A 19104-nucleotide genomic window follows, 5' to 3' on the forward strand; every position below is an offset into this window, starting at 1 on the left:
AAATGATGATTGAAAAACGTATTATAGGCATTCTAGTTTTAATAGTTGTTTTCTTGAGCCCAATTGAGGCTCAAGAGTTCAATTGGAAGGATTACGATGTATCTTGGACCACAAAGAGCAAAAATTCATCGGAATCCATGCCTGTAGGTGGTGGAGATATTGGATTGAACGTTTGGGTGGAAAACGGTGAATTATTTTTGTATCTGGGAAAAACAGGCGCATTTGACGAGAACAATACCTTGTTGAAGCTCGGCCGCATCCGCCTCCATCTATATCCCAACCCCTTTGCAGACGGAAAATTCCAGCAGGAATTGCAGTTGGATAAAGGCCATATTGTCCTGAGGGGCGAAAGCAAAGGCATCAAGGCCGAAGTACTGGTTTGGGTAGATGTGTTTAATCCCAATGTACATCTCGAAGTAAGTGCCAATCGGAAGATCAAGGTGGAAGCAGCTTACGAGAGCTGGCGTTTTCAGGATCTGTTTCCTAAGAAGAAGGAAAATAATGCGAATTCTTGGAAGTGGGCACCGCCAAAACCAGTGGTGACGCATAAAGATCAGATTGTGGCAGAAGCAAACAATATTATTTTCTATCATCAAAATCAAGCGACTACAGCGTTTGACCTTGTCGTCGATCAACAAGGCCTGACAACCATTAAAGATTCGTTATATAATCCCTTGAAAAATAGGATTTCAGGCGGTCTTTTAAAAGGAGAAGATTTTGTATACGCCGGTGAGCGTGCCGGAACCTATATGAATACACCATACCAAGCTTGGGTACTCAAAAGTAAAGCCGCAAAAACCAATCATGCACTTCAAGTTACGCTTCACGTAGGACAGCAAGCAGACCTAAAGCACTGGAAAGCAGAACTGGAAGATCTGGCTACGCCCAAACCTAGCTTTGTGTCGCTCAAACGGGCGACGGAATCCTGGTGGAAATCTTTTTGGGATAGAAGTCATATCGTTATCCAGCCTGGCTTAAAAGATCCCCATAATGAAGCTTGGCAAGTCGGCCGAAACTATCAGTTGTTTCGATTTATGCTAGCTTGTAATGCTTACGGAGATTATCCAACAAAATTTAATGGCGGTTTATTTACCTACGATCCTGTCACGATCGATAGTACGTTTACGTTCACACCGGATTTTCGGAATTGGGGTGGAGGTACCCATACTGCACAAAATCAGCGCTTAGTGTATTGGCCATTATTGAAGAGCGGTGATTTTGATCTAATGCCGGCGCAGTTTAAGTTTTATCAACGCCTTTTGAAGAATGCCGAATGGCGATCCAAATTTTATTGGGGGCACGCTGGTGCCAGTTTTACAGAACAGATCGAAAATTTTGGTTTACCCAATCCCGCTGAATACAATTGGAAACGGCCCAAAGATTTTGATAAGGGCCTCGAATATAATGCCTGGCTGGAATACGAGTGGGATACGGTGCTGGAGTTCTGCATGATGATACTGGAAACAGAACGTTATAATAAGTCCGATATTCAGACTTATATTCCGTTGATAGAAAGTTGTCTGCGTTTTTTTGATGAGCATTATCAATACCGGGCTCGGCAACGGGGTAGCAAGGTATTGGATGATGCAGGTCATCTTGTACTATATCCTGGCTCTTCTGCGGAAACCTATAAAATGGCCTATAATTCGGCAAGTACAATTGCTGCTTTACAGCAGGTAACCAAAGGATTGCTGGCATTGCCTGAGGGGTATATCAACGCTGAGTCGCGTGGTTATTTTCAGGGGTTTTTAACCAGAATCCCACCTTTGCCACAGCGTGAACTCGGGGGCAAAAAAATGCTGGCTCCAGCGCAGCTATGGGCCCGGATCAACAATACCGAATCCCCGCAGCTCTATCCTGTATATCCTTGGGGAATTTATGGTATCGGTAAAGCAGATATCGATATTGCCCTCAATACGTACACCTATGATCCCGATGTGCTTAAATTCAAAAGCTATGTTGGCTGGAAGCAGCATAATATCTTTGCTGCACGCCTTGGGTTGACCGACGAAGCGAAGCAATTGACCCTCTCGAAACTAAAAAATGCAGAACGGCGATTCCCCACCTTTTGGGGGCCAGGGTTTGATTGGGTTCCGGATCATAACTGGGGTGGTTCGGGCATGATCGGCTTGCAGGAAATGCTTTTGCAGGTAACAGATGATAAAATTTATCTTTTTCCAGCTTGGCCCAAAGATTGGAATGTGGATTTTAAACTACATGCGCCGGGGCAGACTACCGTTGAAGGAAGATTAAAGGACGGTAAATTATTGGAGCTGAAAGTTTTTCCAAAAGAAAGAGAAGCGGCAATTATCAACCTATTGCAATAGCCGCTTCGAAATTGTTAGCGAAACAACATCGCGTATTAACCCATTGTAACCATTAAATCGAGCGCTGAAAAATAAGAAAATAGCCGTTTGATGCCTTTACTCCTAGGTCAATACACACGATGTCTAAAATATTAATAAAGTGGCTATCCAATCTTCTTGGATAGCCACTTTTGTTTTTTTTTATACAAAATCGGGTCGTTCATAACAGTGCATAACAGTTCTGAAAAACCAAAGAATTATCTTAGTTGCTAAGAACCTAAATAACGTTTATATGAATGCAGTTTTCGGAGTTATATTTCATTTCATAGGCGGATTCGCTTCTGGAAGTTTTTATGTGCCGTACAAGAAAGTAAAAGGATGGTCCTGGGAATCCATGTGGATTCTAGGCGGACTTTTTTCGTGGATTATTGTTCCGCCCATAGCGGCGATGTTGACGATACCCAATTTTATTGAGATTATTAAAAGTGCGAATAACACGATATTAGGTTACACATTTTTGTTTGGTTTGCTTTGGGGCATCGGCGGTTTAACGTATGGTCTTGGTGTACGCTATCTTGGAGTATCTCTGGGTAGCAGTATTATTTTGGGCCTGAGTATGGTGTTTGGTTCTTTAATGCCCAGCATTTATTATTTTTTTAATAAAGCAGAAGGCAAGCATGGCATAGATTATTTTTTTACAACCCAATCCGGTATTTGTATTCTCCTTGGTCTTTTAGTCTGTGTGCTTGGTGTATATCTATGTGGTAAGGCAGGTGTTTCTAAAGAGAAACATATAACCTCCCTATCCACAGCGAGCAAATCCGATTATAATTTTGGTTTAGGAATTGTAGTAGCTATTGTTTCAGGGATATTAAGTGCTTGTTTCAATTTCGGGATTGAAGCCGGAAAACCCATGGCCGATGTGGCAAATACATTATGGAAGTCTGTTAATCCAAACCAAGGCGAATTTCTTTACCAGAATAATGTCACCTACATTGTGATACTTTGGGGTGGGTTTACAACAAACTTCCTATGGTGCCTTTATTTGTTGATTAAAAACAAAACGTTTTCGGATTATACGAAATCAAAAGCACCGAGAGGCAAGAATTTCCTTTTATGTGCTTTAGCAGGAACCACCTGGTATTTACAGTTTTTCTTTTACGGTATGGGAGAAAGCCGTCTTGGAAACGGCGCTAGCTCTTGGATCCTACACATGGCCTTTATCATTCTTATTTCCAATGCATGGGGCGTAGTGCTCAAGGAATGGAAAGGTGTCGATCGTTCGACGTATCGTTCAATCATAGGAGGAATTCTAACCATTATCATCTCTATTTGCATTGTAGGGTTTGCGAAGACATTAGAAAATTAATATTTAAATATAGAAGCAGTGAAAACGTACAAACATGTCAATTATTTATGGGACGATGAGAAAGCTCAGGCACTAAGGGGTGATGAAGTAGCTTTGTTATTATATCGTTCAAATATTCTAGGTGCAGATTTAAGAATTACAAATTATGGTGGAGGGAATACATCTTGTAAAGTAGTGGAAAAAGATCCCTTGACGGGAGAAGAAGTAGAGGTAATGTGGATTAAAGGGTCTGGTGGAGATATCGGAACGTTGAAAAAGTCAGGTCTTGCAGCGCTTTATTTACAACGTCTTCGCAATTTGGAAAATGTCTATCGTGGTCTTGAACATGAAGATGAAATGGTTGAGTTATTTAACCATTGTATCTATGATTTAGCATCAAAAGCCCCTTCTATCGATACACCTTTACATGGGTTTCTGCCGTTCAAACATATAGATCACCTCCATCCAGACGCTGCAATTGCGATTGCTGCGGCAAAAGATGGAAAGAAAATAACCCAAGAATTGTTTAATGGAACTATAGGATGGGTGGAGTGGCAACGCCCTGGGTTTGACCTAGGTTTGCAGTTGCGTGCTTGTTTAGAAGAAAACCCAGGTATCCGTGGTATTATGTTGGGCTCACATGGCTTATTTACTTGGGGAGATACGGCTTATGACTGTTATATCAATTCCCTGGACGTCATCGAAGCTTGTGCGGAATATCTTGAGCAAAACTATGGTAAAAAAGCGCCTGTATTCGGGGGGCAGCAAGTAACTAGTCTCAGCAAGGAAGAAAGAAATGCACAAGCAGCCAAACTCGCTCCTGTTTTAAGAGGTTTTTGTTCCAGTGAGCGCCACATGATCGGGCATTTTACAGATGATGAGCGCGTATTGGAATTTATCAATTCAAATGATTTAGAACGTTTGGCTCCGCTTGGTACCAGCTGTCCGGATCACTTCTTAAGGACGAAAATTCAGCCATTGGTATTGAATTTGGATAAATCACAAGATTTAGACAACGTGGAGGAGTTAAAAGCAAAGTTAACACCCTTATTTGACGAATACCGTGAGATGTACGCGCAATATTATGAAAGCTGCAGACATGAAAATAGCCCAGCAGTGCGGGATAAAAATCCGGTAATTGTTCTATACCCTGGAGTAGGAATGTTCGCATTTGCGAAAGACAAACAGACAGCACGCGTAGCAGCAGAGTTCTATACCAATGCAATCAATGTTATGAAAGGAGCAGAAGCAGTGAGTGAGTACACCGCTTTGCCCCGTCAGGAAGCATTCGATATTGAATATTGGTTATTGGAAGAAGCCAAGCTTCAGCGTATGCCAAAGCCAAAAGCTCTGTCAGGGAAAATTGCTTTGGTCACTGGAAGTGGGGGTGGTATCGGTAAAGCGATTGCAAAAAAGATGGCACAAGAGGGGGCTGTTATCGTGTTAAATGATATCAACACAGAACGTTTGGAGTCAAGCAAAGCCGAGTTTGTAGCCGAGTTTGGAAAAGATGCAGTCATCGCTACGAGCCTCGACGTAACCAATGCGAATTCGATCAAAGATGCTTTGAAAGATGCTACGCTAGCATTTGGTGGTATTGATATTGTGGTCAACAACGCCGGATTGTCGATTTCGAAAACAATCGAAGATCATACGGAGAACGATTGGGACTTATTATATAACGTACTGGTAAAAGGTCAATTCCTTGTTACTCAAGGAGTGACTTCATTATTAAAAGGCCAAGCAATCGGCGGTGATATCATCAATATTGTCAGTAAAAATGCCTTGGTCAGTGGTCCAAATAATACAGGATATGGAAGTGCAAAAGGCGCACAATTGCATTTAAGCCGTTTATGTGCTGCCGAATTAGGTCCGGCAGGCGTACGCGTGAACGTGGTTAACCCGGACGCCGTTATTTCAGACAGTAATATTTGGGCCGGCGGATGGGCCGAAGGTCGTGCTAAGGCTTATGGTATCACGGTAGCCGAATTGCCGGCCTATTATGCAAAGCGAACTTTATTGAATCAGATCATTCTTCCGGAGGATATTGCGAACGCTTGTTTCGCCTTTGTGGGCGGACTGTTGAGCAAATCTACAGGGAATGTTTTAAACGTTGACGGAGGTGTTGCAATGGCGTTTGTACGCTAATTTTTATATCTTAGGTGTCGCGTTCAGAAAGGGAAATATGGACGCGACACCTCACATTTTTACACAATAACCATTAAATTATGATTCTGGATAAGAAAATTATAGATCAGCACAATAACCAATTAATAGATAAGCATAGAAGGGCATTTGACTACGTGTCGGCAGATATTCCACAGTTAGATAAAATGCTGAATAAACTTCAAAAGTTTCAAATTGCCATACCAAGCTGGGCATTAGGTACAGGTGGAACGCGTTTTGGTCGCTTTTCTGGCGCAGGTGAACCCGGTACTTTAGAGCAAAAGCTAGAGGATGTTGGCTTGCTGCATGCGCTCAACAAATCGAGTGGAGCAATTTCGATGCATATTCCTTGGGATATTCCATCAGATGCAGAAAAGATTAAAGCATTGGCATCTTCCCTAGAAATTGGATTTGACGCAGTAAACTCCAATACGTTTCAAGATCAATCAGGTCAGGAGCATAGTTATAAATTTGGTTCATTACATCATGTCGATCCAGGCGTTCGTCAGCAAGCAGTAGATCATAACATCGAAGTTATCAATTATGGTAAAGCGGTCGGTTCTAAAGCCTTAACAGTTTGGTTGGCTGACGGATCATCTTTCCCAGGACAATTGAATTTTAGAGAGGCTTTTCAAAATACCTTATCAAGCCTACAAGAAATATATAAACATCTACCCGAAGACTGGAAACTTTTTGTTGAGTACAAAGCATTTGAACCCCATTTCTACTCCATGACGATTGGCGATTGGGGGCAATCTCTGCTGTTGGCCAATAAGTTAGGTCCCAAAGCATATACCCTGGTTGATTTGGGACACCATCTGCCAAATGCAAACATTGAACAAATTGTCTCTTTATTGTTGATGGAAGGCAAATTAGGTGGATTCCATTTTAATGATAGTAAGTATGCAGATGATGACCTGACAGCAGGTAGTATCAAGCCATATCAACTGTTCTTGATCTTTAATGAACTGATCGATGGTATGGATGTGAAAGGTATTGATCATGCCAGCGGATTGGGCTGGATGATTGATGCCTCGCATAATCTGAAAGATCCACTGGTAGATCTTTTACAGTCAGTGGAGGCCATTAAGATTGCTTATGCTCAAGCATTGTTGGTCGATCGAAAGGCATTGAAACAGGCGCAGCAAGCAAACGATATCGTGAAGGCACAGGAAATCCTGCAGGATGCATTCCGTACCGATGTCAGACCGCTTGTTGCAGAAGCAAGACGTAGAAGTGGAGCGGCGCTGAATCCCGTTCAATTATTTAATGAAGAAAATTTACGGGCCAAACTTATCGAAGAACGCGGAAAGAATTCCGTCGCTACCGGTTTGTAACGAGGGAAAAGGAATGAGGGGAAAACCAATACCAGTAGTCGCCATATTCGACGTTGGAAAGACCAACAAAAAGTTATTTCTCTTTAATGAGCAGTATCAGATTGTTTTCGAAAGGTCTGCCCGTTTTTTAGAAACTACTGATGAAGATGGTGATAGTTGCGAAAACCTGGAGAGTTTACGTTTGTCCGTTTTCGATTCCTTGCACGAGGTATTTCGAAAAGGCGAGTTTGAAATTAAAGCGATTAATTTTACGTCCTATGGCGCAAGTTTCGTCTATATTGATAAAGATGGTCGGCCTTTAACGCCATTATATAACTATTTGAAAGAATATCCAAAGAAATTGTTGGATTCTTTTTATGCACAGTATGGCGGAAAAGATACCTTAGCGTTGGAAACCTCTTCTCCGAGTTTGGGAAGTCTAAATTCTGGATTGCAGATCTATCGTATATTTAAATTAAAACCGGCAATATATAAGGAGGTGAAATGGGCATTGCATCTTCCGCAATACCTGAGTTATTTGATTTCAGGCCAAGCATATTCTGATATGACAAGTATAGGTTGTCATACCGCACTTTGGGATTTTAACCAAAATAATTACCATCAGTGGGTGCTTGATACAGGCATTATCCAAAAAATGGCACCTATTGTGCAGGGTGACCAATTGTTCAGGGCAACATTTCCTGGCAGTGGTTATCTTGTTGGCAGTGGGCTGCATGATAGTTCTTCGGCTCTCATCCCATACTTGTTGAATTTTCATGAACCTTTTGTGTTGATTTCAACGGGTACCTGGTGCATTTCATTCAACCCATTTAACGAACAACCGTTGACTAAAGAAGAGCTGAATGAAGACTGCTTACAATATATGACTTACACCGGTAAACCAGTTAAAGCATCACGCCTATTTGCGGGTTATGAACATGAAGAACAAGTCAAACGTATTGCAAATTTCTTTCAGGTTTCAACGGGCAGGTTCAAGCAAATTGGGCTGCAATGGAATATTATAGAAAAATATCAAGCGTTAGATATATCGGATGAGCTGTCGGCTTTTTCATCCATTGATTTGAGCCATTTTAATGATTATACCGAAGCTTATCATGTTTTTATGATGCATTTGGTAAAAGCACAGATCAAAGCAACCTCTTTGGTGTTACAGAACAACGGTGTTCAACGCATATTCGTTGATGGCGGATTTAGTAAAAATATAATATACATGACGCTATTGGCCCAAGCTTTTCCAAATAGTGAGGTTTTTGGAGCGTCAATGGCACAGGCTACGGCACTAGGAGCTGCCTTGGTCATTCATGAGCATTGGAATACGCAGGCTATGCCAAATGACATGATCGAGTTGCGCTATTTTAGGGCCAAACAGCAAACGCATATATAAAAGGTAGTTTGTGCAAATAAGAATCTAGTTTTTTTTTATTGGTTATCGTGAAAGGTCAGGCACTTTGTTGTCTGGCCTACTTTTTATTTTCTAGCGTATGAACAAATAACCAGTAAGAGTTTCTCGCCACTTTAACAATATTAAAAAGGGATTCCAAACGGGGAGTAAAGTCCTGAACAGTTGGCGAGCAGGAAGAACTGGGGAAATTAAATTTGAGATTCCAAATTATAAAATTTAAAGATGAAGAAAGTTGCAACGGTTGTTTTTTTTGTACTGTTCTGTCAGGTATTGTTCGCCGAACAGATTGTGAAGGAATTTAGCTTTGGTGATACTAAAAAACAGCGGGCTGTAATTGCGCTAAAGGAAGCCCTCCCGTATACGGAGGCCAAAGGGTATGGCTTTGAGTTTTTTACAGAGAAAAATGTAAGAATCGATCGAAAGAGTAAACATCTTTTTAGCGATAAACCATTCTACTTTTCTGTGAAAGTTCCTGAAGGGAATTACAAAATTACGATTAGTTACGATGGCTTAAGCGATAAACCCTACCAGAGCACGGTGCGGTCAGAATCGCGTCGGTTACAAATAGAAAATCAGGAAGTAGTGCCAAATAAATGCGTACAGAAAACGTTCATTGTACATCTCAAAGATCCCAAGATCTCATCAGGCGGAAGGGTGGAATTGAAGAAGCCCCGGGAGCAGCAAAAGTTAGACTGGGATGATAAGTTGACTTTGGAGTTTCAGCAAACGAATTGTATTTCGGCTATTCGCATTGAAGCGATGAGCAATGTCACAACGGTCTTTTTAGCAGGAAATTCTACGGTCGTGAATCAAGAAGATGAGCCATGGGCTTCTTGGGGACAGATGATTCCCCGCTTTTTCGATGCAGGCGTTGCTATTGCTAATCATGCCGAATCTGGGTTAGCATTAAGTTCGTTTTTATCCTCAAGAAGATTGGAGAAAATTTTATCTGTAGCCAAAAAGGGAGATTATCTATTTATCGAATTTGGGCACAATGATCAAAAGCAAAAGGGAGAAGCTGCTGGAGCATATAAAGGTTACAGTGAAAGATTGCGTTATTTTGTCAATGAATTTAGAGCAAAGGGTGGTATTCCCGTTATTCTCACTTCGACAGCACGACGTTTATTTGATCAACAGGGAAATTTAGTTCATACTTTAGGAGACTTTCCAGATGCTGCACGTAAAGTTGCGGCAGAACTTCAAGTCCCTTTGATCGACCTTAATAACAAGACCAGTATATTTTATGAAGCATTGGGCGTTGAAGGTTCCAAGAAAGCATTTGTTCACTATCCCGCTTCTACTTTCCCAAATCAGGAAAATGCATTGGCTGATAATACCCATTTTAACCCGTATGGTGCTTATGAGATTGCAAAAATGGTATTAATGGGAATTAAAGAAAATAAGCTTGTTATTTCCGGTAATATGGTAGATTTTAACGGGTTTGATCCATACCACCCCGATGATTTTAAGACTTGGTATTGGCCTCCAAGTTTGATCAATAGTGTTATAAAGCCAGATGGCAATTAGGTTTCTATAATATCGTATTAAAGCCGAACAACATATTTGTTCGGCTTTTTTAATGGCAGAATGACGTATCCAAGCAGGATAGAGCAGGTTGGCAAAAATTTGTTTTAGATATATATTTGTTACACCAATTATGAACCGCAAAAAGACAAACTTTCGCGTCATAAAACTTATTGTTTGAGCTCTCTGATCTAGAATTTGCCGTAATTCGTTATTAACCCAATTGCTGACCTAATACATTTGCTATGTTATCATCCAAATTTAACCTGTTTTGGATTGCACTATTGACGACGATAGTTTCGTGTCGGAAAGAAGCCTTTGACGCCTATTATGGAAGACCAGATTGGCTTGCAAGCCCAATTTACCAACAGCTCGATTCGATGGGCGATTTTAAAACGTATTTGAGCTGTATTGAATTGTCAGGTTATAAGAATACACTTGGAACTGCAGGATCATGGACGGTTTTTGCTCCCACAGATCAAGCTTTTGATCAGTTTATGCAGGAAAATGGTATTAGTAATGTATCAAAGATTGATGCACAACTGGCCGAGAAGATTGTGCGTTCTTCGATGATTTATGATGGTGAGCGGCTGGAGAAGTTGAACGATTATTTTTCAGCAAAAGGCTGGCAACAGGGTTTTGCTTTCCGACGCCGGTCTGTGTACTATGACTTTGTCGAGAAAGAAGATGTAGGGAACGGAAAAATTAGACGGTTTATCTCAACAAATCGTGGCCCTAATATAGCTTATGCCATTTCCGACAACAATAATAAACATATTAGTTATTTTTTTAAGGATTACATGAGCCAACGTGGTTTAGGAGCTATGGATTACCAATCATTTTATCCAACGAGTGTTTACACGGGATTGAATATCGGAGCTGCTCAAATTGATCCTAAACGAAGTAATATCGCTGCAGAGAACGGCTATATCCATGTCGTCGATAAAGTTTTGGTCGCCGACAAAAGTATCGATCAGTACCTTCGTGACAATAAGAGTTATTCAGCCTTTAAATCAATTCTAGATTTCTTCAGCACCTATACGTACAATGCAGAGATTACGCGAAAAAATGAGGTCCTAACAGGCGAAAAAGATTCTGTATTTGTTAAGAGTTATACTGGAATTGGCTTGGCAGTCAACAATGAAAATTATGCGAAGGAAGATCCCAACGACGCACAAACCAATAATATTTCGATCACAGTGCCGAACAATGAGGCGGTTAGTAATTATGCTAAACGTGTATTATTAAAATATTACCCTCAAGGAACAACATTAAAAGATCTTTTTTATACCAATCCTACTGTCTTGACGGAATTTGTAAATTCTCATTTGTACAATACACAGGTTTGGCCATCCCAATTTGCTCAAGCACAAAACTTTGTCGGTGAATTTTCTAAAGTGACAACCGCAAATATCAAAGAAATGAAAATGTTGAGTAATGGGACATTTTACGGTACAGATGCCTGTCAGGCCGCCAATGTTTTCCATTCCGTATATGGCAATGTGTTATTGGATCCTAAGTATAGTTTTATGCGTCGCGCATTGGAGCGTATGAGCATGAATCTAACGCTGAAAATCCCAACGATCCGTTATATGCTGATCTTAGTATCAGATAAGAAGTTATATGAAATGGGGTTTGACTATGATTCTTATAATACCTCAGATCCAATTCGGTTTAATGGTGGAAATGGTACTCCAGAAATGCGGGAGGTGCTGATGTCTCATATTATTCCCTTAGGAAATGATCCTATCCCTGATTTGTCTGGAAACGGAATCCTGGAAAGTTATGCAGGCGAATATGTGAAATTTTCACAGATGAAGATGTCCTCCAGCGGAACAATGGATATCGAATCCGGACCACAGCAAATTCCTGTGGACTCCATTAATATAGGAAATCAACTCTCAGGACCATTAAATGGAGTTGCAGTCTATCTCAATGGAGGATTGACTTCTTCTAATACCAATATCGGCTTCTTTCTCAAAAAGTTGGGAGCTGATCAAGCCGCCTCTCCATTTAATTCATTCTATAAATATCTAACTGCAAATGCTCTGTATTCTGCCACGGATGGCGTTATAAAAGGAGTGGAACTAGGGTTAAACTATACCATGTTAATCCCGAATAATGCAGCAATAGCCAGTGCCGTTGCAAATGGTGATTTACCAAGTTCAATAGCCCCAACGGCGCAAGCAGACATTGACAAAGTAACGCGATTTATTCAATACCATATTACACGCAATTCATTTGCTATCGACGGTAAAAAAACAGGGTACTTCCAGTCGCTTTGTAAAAATGTTGAAGGTGACGCGCAGTCCATGCAGGTGTCTGTCAATCAAATAAATAAGTTGCAGGTGGTCGATAATCTAAACCGTACCATCGATGCTGATGTCGACCAAAGCAATCAGCTGGGGCAGCGCGTATTGATTCATTCTCTCAAAGGGTATTTAAAGCATGGCCTGTAATCTAAACGAATTGATGATGAAACAGATAACGAATTTAATATTAATAGGCTGTATGGCGTTGTTGCTTTTCTGTAGCCGAAAGACATATGCGCAGACAAATGGGGTTCTGCTGACCGGTAAGGTGACGGAAAAAGGAACTAAACAGCCGATCGTGGGTGCAACAGTTGTGTTAAAAGATAATGATAACCGCACAATTGTAGGAACGACTACAGATGTTGAGGGTAACTATAGTCTTAGAGCTAGGACGCAAGGCTTGAAACTAGCGGTTTCATACACGGGGTATAAATCTTCAGGCACTATCACCGTAGGGGATAGAAAAACGATCAATGTGCAGATGGAATCGACAAATAATGTGATTGATGAGGTTGTTATCTCGAAGTCCAAACCTGTCAATGACGGAACTGGCATGGGGATTTCGAAAGAACGAAATACAGCTGCAATTTCAACCATCAGTATGGATGAGCTGTCCGAAATGCAATCTGTATCTGTCGATCAAGCCTTGCAGGGAAGGCTGCCGGGTGTGGATATCACAACGGTATCAGGAGATCCCGGAGCTGGGATGCAGATCCGCATCCGAGGTACATCTTCTTTAAACGGAGCAACAGATCCATTAATTGTGGTTGATGGAATGCCTTATGACATAACTATTCCAGACGATTTTAACTTCGCAACCTCTGATGATAATGCGTATGGGCAACTTTTAAATATAGCCCCATCTGATATTCAGGATATCTCGGTATTGAAAGATGCTGCCGCAACTGCTGTTTGGGGATCGCGTGGAGCAAATGGAGTATTGGTTATTACAACTAAACGCGGTACTGTAAGCGCTCCAACATTGGGATATACCTTCAAAGGATCTGTTTCAAAGCAACCCGAATCGATTCCGTTATTGAATGGTGATCAGTACTCGACCTTATTATCCGAAGAATTCTACAACGCAGGTAAGGTTTTTTCTACGACAGACAATGCCCAGCAGTTCCAGTATGATCCAAACAATACCTATATCTATCACAACTACAGTAATAATTCCAACTGGGTAGATGTCATTACTCAATTGGGCTATTTTCAAGATCATAATCTCCAGGTGCGTGGGGGGGGCGAAAAGGCACGTTATTTGGCCTCAATAGGTTACTTTAATCAAGAAGGAACAACGATTGCTACAGGTTTAAACCGTCTATCTGCCCGGATCAATCTAGATTATGTCGTTTCTGAGCGAATCGGCTTTCAGGCGGACGTCTCTTATAGTCACGTTGACAACGATAATCTATATCATTCCAATGTGCGGGATATTGCCTATCGCAAAATGCCCAATCAAGCCATTTGGGAATATGATGAGTACGGTAATCCAACAGGTAATCTTTTTAATCCCTCTACCTCGGCCCAAGGTTATTATCCTGGCACCTATAATCCCCTATCCATGGTTAACAATTCGATCGCCAAACAATTGGGAGATATCTTACAAACGCGGTTTAATGTGGATTATAAGTTAATACCGAATACTTTACGCTTTGTGAGTACGCTAGCTTTGAATATTAAAAACAACAAGACCAAACTCTTTCTACCTCAGTTGGCAACAGGTCGGCCGTTTACAGAAAATACGGTGAATAGGGCATCGGACTCGGATTTGGACGAATTTTCACTCAGCACAAATACCCGACTTCTATTTACGCCCGTACTAGGTGAAAACCACCAGCTCACGGCCAATCTATCTTTCCTGACTTCAGATTATCGCTATACAATACAAGGACTTAGCTCGACAAATACGGCATCGTCTTATCTGCAGGATCCAAGTGTACCGTCGCGGACTCTGACAGGATATGCCCAATCAGTTTCGTCGCAATCGCGTTCAGTCGGAGCTTTGATGCAGGCGAACTATATGCTCAACAAGAAATATGTTTTCGCCGCAAGTCTGCGTGGTGATGGCAACTCAAAATTTGGCCCTGATAATCGGTATGGACTATTTCCTGCATTCTCGGCCGCTTGGCAGATCGGAAGGGAAAATTTCTTGAAAGATGTTAAAGCCATCAAAGATATCAAGCTAAGGGCGAGCTGGGGACGCAGCGGCAATGCTCCTCGCCGTGATTATACTTATATCAATGTATACAGCACCAATGACTATGCCTATTTGAATGAGAACGGGGTCTATTCGAAAAATATAGAATTGTCGGATTTGAAATGGGAAACCGTGACACAGCAGAATTTGGGTATGGATGTAGAGCTGTTCGACTACCGTTTGATGTTTGGCGGGGAGATTTATAAAAATAGAACCACAGATCTGATGATGGACAATATCCAGATTCCGACCTACACTGGGTACAGTGGGTTGTCAATGAATGTAGGGACGATGGACAATGACGGTTGGGAGGCAAATCTCACCGTGGTGCCCATTCGTAGTAAAAAGTGGGATGTGAGTTTTACTTTTAATATAGCACATAATCAGAATGTGATCCGGGAGATATCACCGCTTTATCCCCGCGAAAATGCCAAATCATCATTAAGGAATAAAGCGTTTTTCACCTATTTCCAGGAGAATAATCCGTATGGATCTTTCTATGGCTTCCGCTATTTGGGCGTTTACAAGGATCAAGACGCAACCATTGCAAAAGATGCACAAGGGAATGCCATTTCGAGTCCCGATGGAGAGACAATTTATATGCGTTTTAATTACCCTACGGTCGATTATGTATTCCAGGCAGGAGATGCTATGTATGAAGACATCAACCATGATGGTGTAATTGACCAAAAGGATATTGTCTATTTGGGCAATAGCAATCCGAAGCTTACGGGCGGATTTGGATTTAATGTGGGATATAATAAACGATTGAAATTAAGCGCTTTTTTTAACTATCGACAAGGGTCTCAAATTATTAATGGAACTAAAATGAATACGACAGATATGCTTGGGTATAACAACCAAAGTACAGCTGTATTGCGCAGATGGCGTAAAGATGGTGACGTAACCGATATTCCGCGAGCTTTGTTTGGCACTGGATATAATTCTTTAGGATCAAGCCGATATGTCGAAGACGCCTCATTTTTACGGCTTCGCACAGTCACTCTGAAATATGATTTTGCGAAAGAATTCTTACAACGGTTTCATATCGAGGGGCTGGGAGCTTATGTGACAGTAGAAAATATTTTTACGTTAACGAAGTATACCGGTCAAGATCCTGATGTGGCCGTAAAGTTAAAGGATGCATTCACTGTCTTAATGGATAATTCAATGACACCACCATTAAAAACAATTACACTAGGCATTACAGCACGTTTTTAAAACAAGGTTATGAAAGCAACAATCTTATGGAGTTTAATTGCTGCAGGTAGCATTTTACTCAATTCTTGTAATAAATGGCTGGATTTACAGCCGCAGGATGGAATCACCAGGGCAGAATTTTGGAAAACAAAGGAAGATGTCCATGCCGCCTTAATTGGGATTTATTCTTCCCTTAATTCGGGTGCTGTGGAACAGCAGTTGTTTACTTGGGGCGAACTGCGTGCCGATCTGGTAGCCTTGACGACTTATGCAAGCGATGACAACCGTTTAGTAAAAAATTATAATATTTTAAGCACCAATGTGATTGCAGATTGGAGTGCTGTCTATACGGCGATAAACAATTGTAATCTTTTGATCGATTACGCAGGTCAGGCAAAACAGGCAGATCCTACTTTTTCAGATGCCGAATACAATACCGACTTGGGAGAAGCATTGGCTGTTCGCAGTTTTTTGTATTTCTATTTAGTACGTACTTTCCGGGATATCCCATTAAAACTAAAAGGCACGGCAAAAGATACAGATGTTGTTTCTGTAGGACAATCCAGTGCAGATGAGGTACTCAAACAAATCGAGAAAGATCTCTTGCAGGCATTAGACTGGGTCCCCGAATACCATGTAAGCAGTACCGTTTATAATGCAACAAATGCGGGCCGGGTGACCAGGCCGGCTGTACGGGCAATGTTGGCTGATCTCTATCTATGGATGGAGAAATACGATAAAGTTGAAGAACAAACGTCAAAAATTTTGGAAACCGGTCGATACAATTTAATTGGAGCTGCTCTTCCCGAGCTCTTTGATGGAGGTACGATGGAAACCATCTTGGAGCTGAGTCATAAAAACTCGAAAGAAAATCTTCTGTATAATCTTGGTGCGATTGCGCGCCGCCCCTATACCGCCAATGTCGATATCCTGAATAACGAAATTTTTCCGGCAAATGAGACCGTTGATATCGATTTGTCTGACAGCCGTGGTGAAGGGATTCTATATGGAGTATCAGGAGATATGCGAAAATACGGTACAGAATCACCTAGTTACTATAATTTTCAACTCTATCGGATATCCGATGTCATGTTGATGCGCGCTGAAGCATTGGCTGAATTGGGTCGCGGTGTAGAAGCATTGACACTTATTGAGGATTTGCGAACTAAACGTAAAGCCCTACAAGCTACGAATCCGAATATCGAAGCGACCGATTTGGACGGAATTATTTTGTTTGTCTTTGCTGAACGTGCTCGGGAACTGACATTCGAAGGTAAACGTTGGTTTGACCTTTTACGCCTGGCCAAAAAGGATAATTACGCCAATATCAATGTGCTCGTGGATCTGGTGACTAAAGTTGTTGATGCTAACGTTCGTCAATCTGCTATTAATAAAGTACGCGATGTAGATAGCCATTATCTTCCCATCCTAGAGACCGAACTCTTCAAAGATCCACGGTTGAAGCAAAACCCATTTTACCTAAAATAGATCATGATGAAAAGAAATTTTAGAAAACAGTATTGGCTGATCGGGACATGGTTTGTCTTGGTTATAGCGGTTACATTTGCCTGTCAAAAAGAAAAATATCGAATTTCTACCTCAGATGAAGTTAATATTACTGGCTATTTGGAGGCAAATGAAACTGATTTTTCCTTATTGACCGAAATATTATACCGTTCGAAAACAGCTGGTTATCTTGGCGCCTACGGTACTTACACACTTTTTGCGCCCAATAATGAAAGTATCAACACTTGGATCAAGGCGAATGGAAAAGCAGCATTGAGTGATTTTACCGATGAGCAGCTATTGGATTTTGTCAAATACCATGTGGTTCGAGATACGGTAGGCAGTACGCGGTTTACCGATGGTAAAATAAAAACAGCAAGTTTACTGGGTGAATTTTTATACACAGATGTGCAAAATGGAGTCTATCGAATTAATAAATCGGCCAGAATTATCAGATCCAATATTAGCTGTGGTAACGGTATCATCCACTCCATTGATAAGGTATTAGTTCCACCAGCACAGAGCCTTGCTGAATTGATAGGAACAAATCCCCGTTATTCCATTTTCGCCGAGGCTTTAAAAGAGACGGGTTTTTATGATACGTTATCTTATCAACGAGGAGAATCTGTGGCGGATGGAAAGCGTTTTCAGACCGCAATTGTGGAGTCGGACTCTGTTCTGCGGTTACAAGGGATCACAAGCTATGCGGAAATGAAATCGGCTTATTCGCAAACTGGTGATGTGAAAAACCATAAAGATAGTTTGTGGCTATATGTAGCCTATCATTTAAGCAACGACATCAAGTTTTTGGAAGATATCGTTGCTGCAAATACAATTTATACTTTGGCTCCAAAAGAAATTATCTCGACAAAATTAGTAGGTGCGCAAATTTTATTGAATGACGATGTATTTAATGGCGTTCATGAAGCCGGCGCCGAAATCAACAGGGTACAGAGTGATGTGCTGGCGTCCAATGGCGTCCTGCATGAAGCAAAACAAACCTTTAAGATCAAAGTTCGTCAACAGGTGCCTGTTTATTTTGATATTGCCACTTCTCCAGAGTTAACAAATGCATTGGGAAGTACCTATTTGAATAGCAATAAGGCATTGGTAGCCAATGGTGCAACGATAGCCAATTCTTTTGCCTTTAATAGTTTAACGGTTTCAACCATTGGTACGAACGGATATTACTATTACAAAGCTTTAGAAACGAAGCGTCCCTATGCAAATGGTGACCTTTTGAGTCTTTCGCTATGTGCAAACAATAGTGCGCGGGCAAAATGGATAGAATTTAAGACGCCATATCTCGTAAAAGGCCGCTATAAAGTGTGGATTTGTTATGCCCAGCATGGGGATGCACCTGAGATTCAGGCGACATTCAATCCTGGAAAGGGGGATGAACAGATCCTTCCCAATACGATCATATTGAATCAAAGTCTCACCGCATCAGGTGTAAGCGACCTCGCGAATGCAAACGCGGATAATCTGATGCTGGCACAAGGGTATAAGCGTTACATGGCAACTGTAGGCGATTTTAATCCAAATAATATTACCGGCGGACTCAAAGCAAAATCTGGCGGCGAAGCTCCTTTGAACGTGGGGCGTTTGGCTGGTATTATCAATGTGGAGACTACTGATCGACATATCATCCGTTTTGAAGCGATCAAAGATAAAAAATGTGCTAATAATACGGTCTATCTGGACATGATCCAATTTATCCCTGCTGATGATCTCGAGCAAAATTATCCGAGATTCCATCAGCTTACAGGCGAGCTTTTTTATAGACCAAAATAATAAGATACA

At 41.3% G+C, this 19104-nt stretch carries 10 protein-coding genes; all 10 read left to right on the forward strand.

Features of this window, described 5'->3' with window-relative positions:
* Positions 1 to 2: 2 nt before the first annotated feature.
* Positions 3 to 2327, forward strand: coding sequence for a DUF5703 domain-containing protein (locus B3E00_RS02060; protein WP_293936573.1), 2325 nt, complete (start codon positions 3 to 5; stop codon positions 2325 to 2327).
* 271 nt (positions 2328 to 2598) lie between these two features.
* The gene (rhaT, locus tag B3E00_RS02065) at positions 2599 to 3675 is read left to right on the forward strand and encodes an L-rhamnose/proton symporter RhaT (protein ID WP_209578225.1); all 1077 of its coding nucleotides are present in this window, start codon (positions 2599 to 2601) and stop codon (positions 3673 to 3675) included.
* Positions 3676 to 3693: 18 nt separating this feature from the next.
* Entirely contained in the window at positions 3694 to 5802 is a 2109-nt protein-coding gene (locus B3E00_RS02070; protein ID WP_293889422.1) for a bifunctional aldolase/short-chain dehydrogenase, read from the forward strand.
* Between the two features lie 80 nt (positions 5803 to 5882).
* The gene (locus B3E00_RS02075) at positions 5883 to 7157 is read left to right on the forward strand and encodes a sugar isomerase (protein WP_293889423.1); all 1275 of its coding nucleotides are present in this window, start codon (positions 5883 to 5885) and stop codon (positions 7155 to 7157) included.
* 13 nt (positions 7158 to 7170) lie between these two features.
* The gene (locus B3E00_RS02080) at positions 7171 to 8541 is read left to right on the forward strand and encodes an FGGY-family carbohydrate kinase (protein ID WP_293889424.1); all 1371 of its coding nucleotides are present in this window, start codon (positions 7171 to 7173) and stop codon (positions 8539 to 8541) included.
* A gap of 240 nt (positions 8542 to 8781) precedes the next feature.
* Positions 8782 to 10086 carry a rhamnogalacturonan acetylesterase gene (locus tag B3E00_RS02085; protein WP_293889425.1) on the forward strand — a complete coding sequence of 435 codons (1305 nt, stop codon included), beginning with the start codon at positions 8782 to 8784 and terminating at the stop codon, positions 10084 to 10086.
* A 242-nt stretch (positions 10087 to 10328) separates the two neighbouring features.
* The gene (locus B3E00_RS02090) at positions 10329 to 12542 is read left to right on the forward strand and encodes a fasciclin domain-containing protein (protein WP_293936576.1); all 2214 of its coding nucleotides are present in this window, start codon (positions 10329 to 10331) and stop codon (positions 12540 to 12542) included.
* 13 nt (positions 12543 to 12555) lie between these two features.
* Complete coding sequence (locus tag B3E00_RS02095; RefSeq protein WP_293936579.1) at positions 12556 to 15816, forward strand: SusC/RagA family TonB-linked outer membrane protein; 3261 nt, start codon at positions 12556 to 12558, stop codon at positions 15814 to 15816.
* A gap of 9 nt (positions 15817 to 15825) precedes the next feature.
* Entirely contained in the window at positions 15826 to 17283 is a 1458-nt protein-coding gene (locus tag B3E00_RS02100) for a RagB/SusD family nutrient uptake outer membrane protein (RefSeq protein WP_293882901.1), read from the forward strand.
* A gap of 3 nt (positions 17284 to 17286) precedes the next feature.
* Positions 17287 to 19095: a fasciclin domain-containing protein gene (locus B3E00_RS02105; protein WP_293882898.1), complete on the forward strand. Its 1809-nt coding sequence runs from the start codon at positions 17287 to 17289 to the stop codon at positions 19093 to 19095.
* Positions 19096 to 19104: the final 9 nt, after the last annotated feature.

Source organism: Sphingobacterium sp. UBA5996 (assembly GCF_002429765.1).
In the GTDB taxonomy this organism is placed as follows: domain Bacteria; phylum Bacteroidota; class Bacteroidia; order Sphingobacteriales; family Sphingobacteriaceae; genus Sphingobacterium.

Excerpts from the sequence above, each read along its gene's own strand:
- B3E00_RS02075 (WP_293889423.1), top strand. The coding sequence starts at position 5,883 with ATGATTCTGGATAAGAAAATTATAGATCAGCACAATAACCAATTAATA.
- B3E00_RS02080 (WP_293889424.1), top strand. The coding sequence starts at position 7,171 with ATGAGGGGAAAACCAATACCAGTAGTCGCCATATTCGACGTTGGAAAG.
- rhaT (WP_209578225.1), top strand. The coding sequence starts at position 2,599 with ATGAATGCAGTTTTCGGAGTTATATTTCATTTCATAGGCGGATTCGCT.
- B3E00_RS02100 (WP_293882901.1), top strand. The coding sequence starts at position 15,826 with ATGAAAGCAACAATCTTATGGAGTTTAATTGCTGCAGGTAGCATTTTA.
- B3E00_RS02060 (WP_293936573.1), top strand. The coding sequence starts at position 3 with ATGATGATTGAAAAACGTATTATAGGCATTCTAGTTTTAATAGTTGTT.
- B3E00_RS02105 (WP_293882898.1), top strand. The coding sequence starts at position 17,287 with ATGATGAAAAGAAATTTTAGAAAACAGTATTGGCTGATCGGGACATGG.
- B3E00_RS02085 (WP_293889425.1), top strand. The coding sequence starts at position 8,782 with ATGAAGAAAGTTGCAACGGTTGTTTTTTTTGTACTGTTCTGTCAGGTA.
- B3E00_RS02095 (WP_293936579.1), top strand. The coding sequence starts at position 12,556 with ATGATGAAACAGATAACGAATTTAATATTAATAGGCTGTATGGCGTTG.
- B3E00_RS02090 (WP_293936576.1), top strand. The coding sequence starts at position 10,329 with ATGTTATCATCCAAATTTAACCTGTTTTGGATTGCACTATTGACGACG.